The sequence below is a fragment of the Pantoea sp. OVA07A genome, from assembly GCF_019969975.1.
In the GTDB taxonomy this organism is placed as follows: Bacteria; Pseudomonadota; Gammaproteobacteria; order Enterobacterales; family Enterobacteriaceae; genus Pantoea; species Pantoea agglomerans.
The window spans coordinates 1,388,446-1,401,697 of sequence record NZ_JAHXYM010000001.1 but is presented as its reverse complement, the minus strand read 5'-3'; the positions used below and the strand labels follow the sequence as shown (position 1 = coordinate 1,401,697).

10 protein-coding genes are annotated in these 13,252 nt (G+C 55.1%); all 10 read right to left on the bottom strand.

The window, feature by feature from the left end; all coding sequences use genetic code 11:
• Window positions 1-3: 3 nt before the first annotated feature.
• The 10 genes from cydB to sdhC all read right to left on the bottom strand — a co-directional run bounded on the left by cydB (window position 4) and on the right by sdhC (window position 12,888).
• Window positions 4-1,143 (bottom strand): cytochrome d ubiquinol oxidase subunit II, encoded by a 1,140-nt coding sequence (gene cydB / locus LC417_RS06730; RefSeq protein ID WP_010260752.1) that lies wholly within the window; start codon window positions 1,141-1,143, stop codon window positions 4-6.
• An 11-nt stretch (window positions 1,144-1,154) separates the two neighbouring features.
• A complete protein-coding gene (gene cydA / locus LC417_RS06725; protein WP_010260749.1) occupies window positions 1,155-2,726 on the bottom strand; it encodes a cytochrome ubiquinol oxidase subunit I in 1,572 nt (523 codons plus the stop codon).
• 574 nt (window positions 2,727-3,300) lie between these two features.
• Window positions 3,301-4,176 carry a succinate--CoA ligase subunit alpha gene (gene sucD / locus LC417_RS06720; protein ID WP_010260744.1) on the bottom strand — a complete coding sequence of 292 codons (876 nt, stop codon included), beginning with the start codon at window positions 4,174-4,176 and terminating at the stop codon, window positions 3,301-3,303.
• A complete protein-coding gene (gene sucC, locus LC417_RS06715) occupies window positions 4,176-5,342 on the bottom strand; it encodes an ADP-forming succinate--CoA ligase subunit beta (protein ID WP_003853151.1) in 1,167 nt (388 codons plus the stop codon). Before sucC ends, sucD begins: the two co-directional genes overlap by 1 nt.
• Window positions 5,343-5,412: 70 nt before the next feature.
• The gene (gene odhB / locus LC417_RS06710) at window positions 5,413-6,636 is read right to left on the bottom strand and encodes a 2-oxoglutarate dehydrogenase complex dihydrolipoyllysine-residue succinyltransferase (protein WP_010260740.1); all 1,224 of its coding nucleotides are present in this window, start codon (window positions 6,634-6,636) and stop codon (window positions 5,413-5,415) included.
• Window positions 6,637-6,651: 15 nt separating this feature from the next.
• Window positions 6,652-9,459: a 2-oxoglutarate dehydrogenase E1 component gene (gene sucA, locus LC417_RS06705; RefSeq protein ID WP_010260738.1), complete on the bottom strand. Its 2,808-nt coding sequence runs from the start codon at window positions 9,457-9,459 to the stop codon at window positions 6,652-6,654.
• 200 nt (window positions 9,460-9,659) lie between these two features.
• Window positions 9,660-10,376, bottom strand: a complete 717-nt coding sequence (locus LC417_RS06700; RefSeq protein ID WP_010260736.1) for a succinate dehydrogenase iron-sulfur subunit — start codon at window positions 10,374-10,376, stop codon at window positions 9,660-9,662.
• Between the two features lie 14 nt (window positions 10,377-10,390).
• The gene (gene sdhA, locus LC417_RS06695) at window positions 10,391-12,157 is read right to left on the bottom strand and encodes a succinate dehydrogenase flavoprotein subunit (RefSeq protein ID WP_022626042.1); all 1,767 of its coding nucleotides are present in this window, start codon (window positions 12,155-12,157) and stop codon (window positions 10,391-10,393) included.
• Complete coding sequence (gene sdhD / locus LC417_RS06690; RefSeq protein ID WP_009091417.1) at window positions 12,158-12,505, bottom strand: succinate dehydrogenase membrane anchor subunit; 348 nt, start codon at window positions 12,503-12,505, stop codon at window positions 12,158-12,160.
• Complete coding sequence (sdhC, locus tag LC417_RS06685; RefSeq protein ID WP_029519433.1) at window positions 12,499-12,888, bottom strand: succinate dehydrogenase cytochrome b556 subunit; 390 nt, start codon at window positions 12,886-12,888, stop codon at window positions 12,499-12,501. Before sdhC ends, sdhD begins: the two co-directional genes overlap by 7 nt.
• Between the last annotated feature and the right edge of the window lie 364 nt (window positions 12,889-13,252).

Below are 13,252 nucleotides of genomic sequence, written 5' to 3'. Positions count from 1 at the left end.
TAATTAATAGAGTGAGTGACTGTTGCTTTCAATATGCTCTTTGGTGATACGACCAAACATCTTCCAGTAGCACCAGGTGGTGTAAGCCAGAATGATCGGCACAAAGATAGCGGCGGCAACGGTCATGGTTTGCAGCGTCAGCAGGCTGGACGTTGCGTCCCACATGGTCAGGCTCACACCCGGCACCGTGCTGGATGGCATGATGAACGGGAACATTGCAATGCCGGCTGTCATGATGACGCAGGCCAGCGTCAGTGAAGAGAACAGAAACGCCCAGGCGCCCTTCTCAACCCGCGAGCAGAGTATGGTCAGCAGCGGCAGCACAGCGCCCAGCAGCGGGAACAGCCACAGCACAGGGTGGTTCTGGAAGTTGACCATCCAGGCACCCGCTTCGCGCACCACGGTTTTACCCAGTGGGTTAGAGGCGGCGAAGTGATCCATGGTGCTGGTCACCACATAACCATCGATACCATATTTCACCCAGACGCCCGCCAGGATAAAGCAGACCATCATCACCAGGGCGGCAAGTTGTGCTGCGGTGCGTGAACGCAGATGCAGTTCGCCGGTAGTGCGCATCTGCAGATAGGTTGCACCCTGCGCCAGAATCATCGCCACACTGACCACACCCGCCAGCAGCCCAAACGGATTCAGCAGCTGGAAGAAGTTACCGGTATAGAACAGGCGCAGATACTCATCGGCATGGAACGGCACGCCCTGTAACAGGTTGCCAAACGCTACGCCAATCACCAGCGGCGGCACGAAGCTGCCAATGAAAATCCCCCAGTCCCAGGCACCGCGCCAGCGATTGTCTTCAATCTTCGAACGGTAATCGAAGCCAACCGGACGGAAGAACAGCGACGCGAGCACAAGAATCATCGCCACGTAGAAGCCAGAGAAGGCTGCCGCGTAGACCATCGGCCAGGCGGCAAACAGCGCGCCACCTGCGGTGATCAGCCAGACCTGGTTACCGTCCCAGTGTGGGGCGATACTGTTAATCATGATGCGACGTTCAGTATCATTCCGGCCCAGAATGCGCGTCAGCATCCCGACACCCATATCAAAACCATCTGCGACGGCAAAGCCAATCAGCAGTACGCCAATCAACAGCCACCAGACAAAGCGCAGAACTTCATAATCAAACATGGTCGCTCTCCTTATCCCTGTACCGGCTGGGTGATTGCCGTGATCTGCTCATGATGATAACGCCCGGTTTTCAGGCTGCTCGGCCCAAGGCGGGCGAATTTGAACATCAGGTACATCTCAGCCACCAGGAACATTGTGTAGAGTCCGCAGATCAGGATCATTGAGAACAGCAGATCGCCAACGGTCAGGGAGGAGTTGGCCACCGCAGTCGGCAGAACTTCACCGATAGCCCACGGCTGACGACCATACTCCGCCACAAACCAGCCTGATTCGATAGCGATCCACGGCAGCGGAATACCAAACAGCGCCGCTTTCAGTAACCAGCGATTTTTGCCGATGCGGTTACGCAGTACGCTCCAGAACGCCAGCGCGATAATGCCCAGCAGCAGTACGCCACACAGCACCATGATGCGGAAGGCGAAATAGAGCGGGGCGACACGCGGGATAGAGTCCTGCGTCGCCTGTTTAATCTGCGCTTCGGTTGCATCAGCCACGTTGTCGGTATAACGCTTCAGCAGCAGACCGTAGCCGAGATCCTGTTTGTGACTGTTGAACGCGTCACGCACCGCCGGATCCTGGCTGCCACCGCGCAGCTCATTCAGCAGGGCATAGGCTTTCATGCCGTTGCGGATGCGCACTTCATGCTGTGCCATCAGATCTTTCAGGCCGGTTACCGGCGTATCGGTAGATCGGGTGGCGATCAGGCCCAGCAGCCAGGGGATCTGTACTGCGTATCGGTTCTCCTGAGTTGCCTGATCGGGCAGGCCAAACAGGGTAAACGAGGCCGGTGCCGGCTGGGTTTCCCACTCCGCTTCGATAGCGGCCAGTTTGGTTTTCTGAACGTCACCCATTTCGTAACCTGACTCATCGCCAAGAACGATGACTGACAGCACCGCCGCCATGCCAAAGCTGGCTGCGATAGCGAACGAGCGTTTAGCAAAGGCGAAGTCACGACCTTTCAGCATGTACCAGGCGCTGATGCCCATAATAAACATTGCACCGGTGGTGTAACCGGCTGCCACGGTGTGAACGAATTTCACCTGCGCGACCGGGTTCAGCACCAGCTCTGAGAAGCTGACCATCTCCATGCGCATGGTTTCGAAGTTGAACTCAGAGGCGATCGGGTTCTGCATCCAGCCGTTAGCCACCAGAATCCACAGCGCCGACATGTTTGAGCCCAGCGCCACCAGCCAGGTGACGGCGAGGTGCTGCACTTTGCCCAGGCGATCCCAGCCAAAAAAGAACAGGCCAACAAAGGTGGATTCCAGGAAGAACGCCATCAGACCTTCGATGGCGAGCGGCGCGCCGAAGATATCGCCAACGTAGTGAGAGTAATATGACCAGTTAGTCCCGAACTGAAATTCCATGGTCAGGCCGGTGGCGACACCCAGCGCAAAGTTAATACCAAATAACTTGCCCCAGAACTTCGTCATATCTTTATAGATTTGTTTGCCGCTCAGGACATATACCGTTTCCATGATCGCCAGCAAAAACGCCATACCCAGCGTTAAAGGGACGAACAGAAAATGGTACATCGCCGTTAAGGCAAACTGTAACCGCGACAGCTCGACGATATCTAACATAAGGACTCCTTGCTCCTCGCTTTGTCTCCGTCACGCGCGCGATCAGATCGAACGCAATCAGAGTCAGCAACGACTGTTTATTGATTCCAGTTTTTTATTACCCGCAGAACAGGTCTGTGAGCTGCCCGAACAGGCGAGTAGCGAATGAAGCAGCTCAGAAAATTGTCAATCAGCGCTTTCGTTAACGCGTGCTTTAACAGGAGGAAAGCGGGTGTTATCCCGGGTTGAGCAGACGTTTGAAAATTTGTGTAAAAGGCTGGATTGATGCAGCGCAATTTACGCCCTTAGCGTTGCGCTTTGCCAGAGATATAGTTGGATATAAGTCGCGATTAATTGATCTGGATTAACGCAATAAGTTTCCAGATAGGGTCAGGTAGGTTTCTTGTTAATGAGATGTCAGTAATGAAATAAAGCGCGAAGGAATCATTTACCTTTGACACTTTTTCTTAACGTGATGAGTCGCGGGCCGGTTATTTCACCGCGCACTCTTCTCTTTAGCTCCCTGCGTTATAGCTCTCATTTACAGGCATAAAAAAAGCCACCCGAAGGTGGCTTAGTCTCAGATGACGCTGACTTATTTAGCCGGTAATACGGCTTTAACTGCGTCACCGATATCCGCCAGGCTGCGGACGGTTTTCACGCCTGCCGCTTCAAGCGCAGCAAATTTCTCATCTGCGGTACCTTTACCACCGGCAATGATGGCGCCAGCATGGCCCATACGCTTGCCCTTTGGCGCGGTGACGCCAGCAATGTAGCCTACAACCGGCTTGGTCACGTGCTCTTTAATGAAGGCTGCAGCTTCTTCTTCTGCACTACCGCCGATCTCACCAATCATCACGATAACTTCAGTCTGTGGATCATCCTGGAACATTTTCAGGATGTCGATGAAGTTAGAGCCTGGGATCGGGTCACCACCGATGCCAACGCAGGTTGACTGGCCGTAGCCGATATCCGTGGTCTGCTTAACCGCTTCATAGGTCAGGGTGCCTGAACGTGACACGATACCGACGCGGCCCGGCTGGTGAATGTGGCCCGGCATGATGCCGATTTTACATTCGCCTGGGGTGATAACGCCTGGGCAGTTTGGACCGATCATCCGCACGCCTGCTTCATCCAGCTTCACTTTCACGGTCAGCATATCCAGGGTCGGGATGCCTTCGGTAATGGTGATGATCAGTTTGATGCCCGCGTCGATCGCTTCCAGGATGCCATCTTTACAGAAAGGAGCCGGAACGTAGATCACAGTGGCGGTCGCGCCTGTTGCTTCTACCGCTTCGCGAACGGTGTTGAACACCGGCAGGCCGAGATGGGTCGTGCCACCTTTGCCTGGCGTCACGCCGCCAACCAGTTGGGTGCCGTATGCCAGCGCCTGCTCAGAATGGAAAGTCCCCTGGCCACCGGTGAAACCCTGGCAAATGACTTTGGTGTTTTTGTCGATCAGAATGGACATTATTTACCCTCCGCGGCAGCAACAACACGCTGTGCGGCGTCTGTCAGGCTGGTTGCTGCAATGATGTTCAGACCGCTGTCCGCCAGTTTCTGGGCGCCCAGCTCGGCGTTGTTACCTTCCAGACGTACCACAACTGGCACGTTCACACCCACTTCAGCGACTGCGCCGATGATGCCGTCGGCAATCAGGTCGCAGCGTACGATACCGCCGAAGATGTTAACGAATACGGCTTTAACCGCATCGTCAGACAGGATGATTTTGAAGGCTTCGGTCACGCGCTCTTTGGTTGCGCCGCCGCCGACATCAAGGAAGTTGGCCGGTTGACCGCCGTGGTGTTTAACGATGTCCATGGTGCCCATCGCCAGACCTGCGCCGTTAACCATACAACCGATGTTGCCTTCCAGCGCAACATAGTTCAGTTCCCACTGTGTCGCATGGGCTTCACGCGGATCTTCCTGGCTTGGATCGCGCATTTCGCGCAGCTCTGGCTGACGGAACAGGGCATTGCCATCGGCACCCAGTTTGCCATCCAGGCAGATCAGGTCGCCCTGTTTGGTGATCACCAGCGGGTTGATCTCAACCATCGCCAGATCGCGCTCCAGGAACAGTGTCGCCAGACCCATGAAGATCTTGGTGAACTGGCCAACCAGCTTGCCAGTCAGGCCAAGTTTGAACGCCAGCTCACGGCCCTGATAAGGCTGCGGGCCAGTCAGTGGATCCAGCGCCATTTTGTGGATCAGGTGCGGGGTCTCTTCCGCCACTTTTTCAATTTCCACGCCGCCTTCAGTGGAGGCCATGAAAATTACGCGACGCGTTGCGCGATCGACCACAGCGCCCAGATAGAGCTCCTGATCGATATCGGTCGCCGCTTCAACCAGAATCTGGTTTACCGGCTGGCCGTTTGCGTCTGTCTGATAGGTGACCAGGCGTTTGCCCAGCCAGTTTTCAGCAAAAGCGCGAATCTCTTCTTTGCTGTTAACCACTTTCACACCGCCCGCTTTACCGCGGCCACCGGCATGAACCTGACATTTAACTACCCACGGGCCTGCGCCAATTTTAGAGGCTGCTTCTTCCGCTTCACGTGGTGTAGTACAGGCGTAACCCGTTGGTGCCGGCATGCCATACCGTGCAAACAGTTGTTTCGCCTGGTATTCGTGTAAGTTCATGATGTTCTATCCATTCAGGTCTGAAAAGAGTAATGAGGTTGGGCGCGCGGCAAGGCGCGCCCGGTGAAAATCAGACATCCAGCAGCAGGCGCGCTGGATCTTCCAGCATCTCTTTCACTGCAACCAGATAACCAACTGATTCACGGCCATCGATCAGACGGTGGTCGTAGGAGAGCGCCAGATACATCATCGGCAGCACCACAACCTGACCATTGACCGCCATCGGGCGATCTTTGATGGCGTGCATGCCCAGGATGGCGCTCTGCGGTGGGTTGATGATCGGGGTGGACATCAGTGAACCAAAGACGCCGCCGTTGGTGATGGTAAAGTTACCGCCGGTCAGATCCTCAACTGTCAGTTTGCCGTCACGGCCTTTCACTGCCAGCTCTTTGATTTTCTTCTCGATGTCCGCCATGCTCAGCGCATCCACGTCACGCAGGACGGGTGTAACCAGACCACGTGGCGTAGAGACCGCAATGCTGACGTCGAAGTAGTTGTGGTAAACCACATCTTCACCATCGATAGAAGCATTCACTTCCGGATAGCGTTTCAGCGCTTCAACAACCGCTTTGATGTAGAAGGACATAAAGCCCAGACGTACACCGTGACGCTTCTCGAAGGCCTCACCATACTGCTTACGCAGATCCATGATGGGCTTCATGTTGATTTCGTTGAAGGTGGTCAGCATCGCGGTGCTGTTCTTCGCTTCCAGCAGACGCTCGGCAACACGCTTACGCAGACGGGTCATCGGCACGCGTTTTTCGCTGCGGTTAGCCACTGGCTGCTGCGCGGCGGCCGCATCAGCAGCTGGCGCAGCGGCTTTGGCAGCCTGCGGTTTGTTGGCCAGATGTTTTTCAACATCTTCACGGGTCAGACGACCGCCGACACCGCTGCCTTTGATCTGTGAGGCATCGAGATTGTGCTCTGCAATCAGACGGCGGATAGCCGGGCTGAGCGCATCGTTGCTCTCTTCTTCCAGTGACGCAGTCTGACGCTGAGCCGGGGTAGACTCTTTGCTTTCAGACTTCGCGCTGCTCTCTTTACCGGCGCTGTTGCCCTCTTTCAGACGACCCAGGATCTGGCGGGAAGTGACGGTGGCGCCCTCTTCTTCCAGAACGGCTTCCAGGATACCGTCCGCAGAGGCTGGCACTTCCAGCACAACTTTGTCAGTTTCGATTTCGACCAGCACTTCATCGCGAGTGACTGCATCGCCTGGTTTTTTATGCCAGGTTGCCACAGAGGCATCGGCAACCGATTCAGGCAGGTCGGGAACGAGAATATCTACGCTACTCATTATCTTTCCTTTTAATTAATTAACGTTCAGCGCGTCATTAACCAGGTCTTGCTGCTGTTGTTGGTGTACGGACATGTAACCCACGGCCGGTGAGGCGGATGCCGGGCGGCCTGCATAACGTAAGGTGGCACCAAACGGCACAACTTCACGGAAATGATGCTGGCTGCAATACCAGGCGCCCTGATTCAGTGGCTCTTCCTGACACCAGACAAAATCCTGCACGTGAGCATACGCTTTTAATGCTTCCTGTACCGCGTGATGCGGGAACGGATAGAGCTGCTCGATGCGCACGATAGCCACATCGGTCTGCTCATTTTTACGACGCTGCTCCAGCAGGTCGTAATAGACTTTACCGGAGCACAGCACGACGCGTTTCACGCCCTGCGGATCCAGATCATCGACTTCGCCAATCGCAGGCTGGAAGCTGCCGTTAGCCAGTTCATCCAGCGTGGAGATCGCCAGTGGATGACGCAGCAGTGATTTCGGCGACATCACAATCAGCGGACGGCGCATACCGCGCAGCGCCTGACGACGCAGCATATGGTAAACCTGCGCAGGGGTAGACGGCACGCAGACCTGCATGTTCTGCTCAGCGCAGAGTTGCAGATAACGTTCCAGGCGCGCAGAGGAGTGCTCTGGCCCCTGACCTTCATAACCGTGCGGCAGCAGCATCACCAGGCCACACATCCGGCCCCATTTCTGCTCACCGGAGCTGATGAACTGGTCGATAACAACCTGTGCGCCGTTGGCGAAGTCACCAAACTGCGCTTCCCAGATGGTCAGGATGCGCGGCTCTGCGGTGGCATAACCATATTCAAAGGCCAGTACCGCCTCTTCTGACAGCACGGAGTCCCACACCTTGAACTGACCCTGTCCGCTGTGCACGTGGTGCAGAGGGGTATAGGTTGAGCCGTTCGCCTGGTTATGGACTACCGCGTGACGATGGAAGAAGGTTCCGCGACCGGTATCTTCACCCGACAGACGCACCGGAATGCCTTCATCAACCAGCGTGGCATATGCCAGGTTTTCCGCGCCGCCCCAGTCAAAGGCTTTCTCGCCTTCAGCCATCAGGCGACGGTCGTTGTAAATCTTGGCAACACGCGACTGCACTTCCACTTCTTCCGGCACCTGGCTGATACGCAGCGCCAGCTCCTTCAGACGTTTCATGTCGACCTGAGCCGGGTAAGGTTCATCCCACTCATGATTCAGGTAAGGTGACCAAGTAAAGGAGTGCAGGCTCATTGGACGCCATTCCGGCACCACACACTCACCCGCATCCAGCGCGTCACGGTAGAGATTGACCATTTCGGTCGCATCTTCCTGCGTGGCAATGGCTTCACCTTCCAGACGGTCGGCATAGATTTTACGCGGCGTCGGGTGTTTTTTGATTTTCTGGTACATCAGCGGCTGGGTCGCACTTGGCTCATCCGCCTCGTTGTGACCATGACGGCGATAGCAGACCAGATCGATAAACACATCACGCTTAAAGGTGTTGCGATAGTCGAGCGCCAGACGGGTCACAAACGCGACCGCTTCCGGATCGTCAGCATTGACGTGGAAAATCGGTGCCAGCACCATTTTGCCGATATCGGTGCAGTAAGGGGTCGAACGCGCATCTTTCGGGTTGGAGGTGGTAAAGCCAACCTGGTTGTTGATGACGATGCGAACGGTACCGCCCACTTCATAACCGCGCGCCTGTGACATGTTCAGAGTTTCCTGAACCACGCCCTGCCCAATCACGGCCGCATCACCATGAATGGTGATCGGTAAGACTTTATTGCTGGCTGGCTCATCCAGACGATCCAGACGGGCACGTACTGAACCCATGACTACCGGGCTGACGATCTCCAGGTGCGACGGGTTAAACGCCAGCGCCAGGTGAACCAGGCCGCCTTCGGTTTCCACGTCAGACGAGAAGCCCATGTGGTACTTCACGTCACCGGTGCCCAGATGCTCTTTGTGCTTACCGGCGAACTCGTCGAACAGATCCTGTGGCTTTTTACCCAGCACGTTGATCAGCACGTTGAGACGGCCACGGTGCGCCATACCCAGTACCACTTCACGGGTTCCGCTCTTACCGGCATGACGGATCATTTCGCGCAGCATCGGAACCAGTGCATCGCCGCCTTCCAGCGAGAAGCGTTTGGCACCCGGGAATTTCGCTCCGAGATATTTTTCCAGCCCTTCGGCCGCGGTCAGCTCTTTCAGGAAACCTTTTTTCTCTTCATTGCTGAAGGCTGCACGGCCCGCGACTGACTCAAGACGCTGCTGAATCCAGCGTTTCTCATCAGTGTTGTTGATGTGCATATATTCTGCACCGATCGAGCCGCAATAAGTCTGAGTCAGCGCCTCGAACAGTTCGGCCAGCTTCATGGTCTCTTTGCCAATGGCAAAAGAGCCGACGTTAAAGCTTTCCTGAAAATCGGCCTCGGTCAGATCGTGAAAAGCGGGATCGAGATCGGCTACCCGGTCCTGTTTCCACAGACCAAGCGGGTCAAGATTGGCGTGCTGATGACCGCGGAAACGAAACGCGTTAATCAGCTGCAGCACTTTTACTTGCTTGGAGTTGGTTTCAGGATCGGAGACAGATGAGGTGTAACGAGATGCGTCTTTCGCCAGGCGACGGAAGTACTCACGTGTGGTGGAGTGAAACTGCTCAGGTTTCATTCCGGTGCCCGGTAACTGCTGGAACATCGAGCGCCACACTGCATCGACAGAGTCAGGATCGGTCAGGAAATCCTCATAGAGCTGCTCTATGTAAGACTGATTCGCGCCGGCCAGCCAGGAAGAGTCCAGCCAGGGCTTCATCGCGCTGTTCTGCATTGTGATCCCTTAAGCATTGCTATGCTTTTTTGAGGTTTCATTTGTTGCCGCTTTCGCGGTTTGCCGTAGTGAGTTCAGCGATACGAGCACTTTGCGCAGCGCGCGTGGCCCGTAAGGGAACCTTTGTAAACGTGGTAATCACCGCGCTTACAGAGGCTTCCGTAAAACACCGGGAACCTGAGGTTCCCGGCAGAAACTGCTTATGCGCCGCGCTGCAGCAGCATCGACTTGATATGGCCGATGGCGCGCGTCGGGTTCAGCCCTTTCGGACATACGCTCACACAGTTCATGATGCTATGGCAGCGGAATACGCTGAAAGCATCATTCAGATTGTCGAGACGCGCCTCGGTTTCGGTGTCGCGGCTGTCAATCAGGAAGCGGTACGCGGCCAGCAGGCCAGCAGGACCGATGAACTTCTCAGGATTCCACCAGAATGATGGGCATGAGGTTGAGCAGCAGGCACAGAGTATACATTCGTACAGGCCATCCAGGTGTTCACGCTCATCCGGCGACTGCAGATGTTCACGAGCTGGCGGATTTTCCCCATTATTCAACAGGAAAGGCTTAATTTTCTCATACTGTGCATAAAACTGGCTCATGTCTACAACCAGGTCACGCACCACCGGTAAACCTGGCAGCGGACGGATAACAATTTTCTGTTTGCCGTTGCCCAGCGCCGAGACGGGCGTAATGCAGGCCAGTCCGTTTTTACCGTTCATGTTCAGGCCATCGGAACCGCAGACGCCTTCACGACAGGAGCGACGAAACGCCAGGGTCGGATCTTTCTCTTTCAGGCGAATCAGTGCGTCCAGCAGCATCATGTCGCGACCATCTTCCGCTTCCAGGGTGTAATCCTGCATGCGCGGTTTGTCATCGACATCCGGATTGTAGCGATAAATTGAAAACTCGAGTCTCATGATCGTCTCCGAAATTAGTAGGTACGCACTTTCGGCGGGAAGGCCGCGCGCAGTTTCGGCTGCATGTTCACCTCACGGCGCGTCATGCTTTCGGTTTCCGGGACATAAAGACTGTGGCACAGCCAGTTTTCATCATCACGATCCGGGAAGTCGAAGCGACTGTGCGCACCGCGGCTTTCGGTGCGATAGTTAGCCGCTACCGCCGTGGCAAAGGCCGTCTCCATCAGGTTATCCAGCTCCAGGCACTCAATACGCTGGGTGTTGAAATCCGGTGAGCGGTCATCCAGACGCGCTGACTTCAGGCGCTGACGAATCTCTTTCAGCTCTTCCAGACCCTGAGCCATCGCTTCGCCTTCACGGAATACCGAGAAGTTATTCTGCATGCAGCGTTGCAGCGCTTTACGAATCTCAACCGGATCTTCACCCGTGGTGTTATTTTCCCAGCGGTTGAAACGCGCCATCGCCCCGGCGATCTCATCTTCTGTAGCATCACGCAGGTCGCCCTGCTCCTGAATACTCGCCAGCAGATGCAGACCCGCTGCACGGCCAAAGACCACCAGGTCAAGCAGTGAGTTACCGCCCAGACGGTTGGCACCATGCACCGATACGCAGGCGATTTCACCGACGGCGAACAGGCCTGGAATCACTACATCTTCGCCCTGCTCATTGACGCGCAGTGCCTGGCCGGTCACTTTGGTCGGAATACCGCCCATCATGTAGTGGCAGGTAGGAATGACCGGAATTGGTTCTTTAATCGGATCGGCGTGCGCAAAGGTGCGTGACAGCTCAAGGATGCCAGGCAGACGTGACTCAAGCACCTCTTTACCCAGATGATCCAGTTTCAGTTTGAGATGTGGACCCCACGGGCCATCACAGCCGCGACCTTCACGGATTTCAATCATCATCGAGCGCGCAACCACGTCGCGGCCCGCCAGATCTTTGGCGTTCGGCGCATAACGCTCCATGAAGCGTTCGCCATGTTTGTTCAGCAGATAGCCGCCTTCACCACGGCAGCCCTCGGTGACCAGCACGCCCGCACCGGCGATACCGGTTGGGTGGAACTGCCACATCTCCATATCCTGCACCGGTACGCCCGCACGCAGTGCCATACCTACGCCGTCGCCGGTGTTGATGTGTGCATTGGTGGTGGACTGGTAGATACGGCCCGCGCCGCCGGTGGCCAGAATGGTCGCTTTCGCTTTGAAATAAACGGTTTCGCCGGTTTCGATGCAGATAGCGGTACAACCCACGACTGCGCCATCGGCGTTTTTCACCAGATCCAGTGCATACCACTCAGAGAAGATAGTGGTTTTGTTTTTCAGGTTCTGCTGATAAAGGGTGTGCAGCAACGCGTGACCGGTACGGTCAGCCGCAGCCGCCGTACGTGCCGCCTGCTCGCCACCGAAATTCTTTGACTGGCCACCAAACGGACGCTGATAGACTCGACCATCTTCCAGACGCGAGAAAGGCAGACCCATGTGTTCCAGTTCCAGAATCGCTTCCGGGCCGGTTTTACACATATATTCAATCGCGTCCTGGTCGCCGATGTAGTCGGAACCTTTGACGGTGTCGTACATGTGCCATTCCCAGTTATCTTCATGGGTATTACCCAGCGCAACGGTAATACCGCCCTGCGCAGATACGGTGTGGGAACGGGTCGGGAAAACTTTAGATAACAGGGCACAGCTCTGGCCGCCCTGGGAGATTTGCAGTGCGGCTCGCATTCCTGCGCCACCTGCGCCGATTACCACGGCATCGAACTCTCTGATTGGCAAACTCATTTACACACCCCACACCACAACAAATCCATAAATCGCATACCACAACAGCGCCACGACAATCACAAACTGCAACAACAAGCGGGTTGGCAGTGATTTAACGTAGTCTGTTAACACCTGCCACATGCCAATCCAGCCGTGGATCAGAATGGAGAACAGCGTCAGCAGCGTGAACACTTTGGTGAATGCGGAAGCGAAGAAGCCACGCCACAGGTCATAAGTCAGCGTGTCTGTCATCACCACGAAACCGAGGATATAGACGATGTAGAGCGTTATGAGAATTGCAGTTGCCCGCAGCAGCAGCCAGTCCTGAATGCCGTTGCGACCCAATGCGGATGCATTGCTTACCATACGAGGACTCCCGCCAGAATTGCCAGCACGACAGTGATCACAAAAGTCATATGAGCGGAACGCTTACCAACCTGCAGCGTTTCGGCCAGATAACCAAAATCCATCAACATATGACGAATCCCGCTCACCGCGTGATAGGCCAGCGCCGTTAAGATGCCCCACATAATGAACTTCGCGAAGAAGCCATCCATGATGGACGCAGCGTGCTGGAAACCTTCAGGAGAGGAGAGAGAGAGACCGAGCAGCCACAGCAGGATGCCAATGGCAACCAATGTGATTACGCCGGAGACGCGGTGAAGAATGGACGATATTGCAGTAACGGGAAACCGGATCGTCGAGAGATCCAAGTTGACAGGTCTTTGTTTTTTCACGGTTTTGCCCACACAGCTCTTTTTTATTTTGCTTCCTCCGGACCTGAGGCGGAGTCTAATCACAACGCGTGGCAGACTTTAACCGTCACCAAAAAAGCAACATCCAGTGTTAATTGACGCGGTAGTAAACGCTGGGTGGCTCCTGGTGTCAGGGTGTTCCGGAGACCTGCCTGGAGTATAGGAGGATCACATTCTGATTACAATTCCCCTACAAACTCTTTGGTATATTTTAGGTGGAACAGTGATCCTACTCACGATTTTCACAATTGATACAATTTTAATTATCTGATTTGACAATAGTTCAACAATTCAGTTACAAACTAAGCCTGTAAATTCCTATGATGCGCAAAAGTTATGGGGATACACTTTCCCCTAA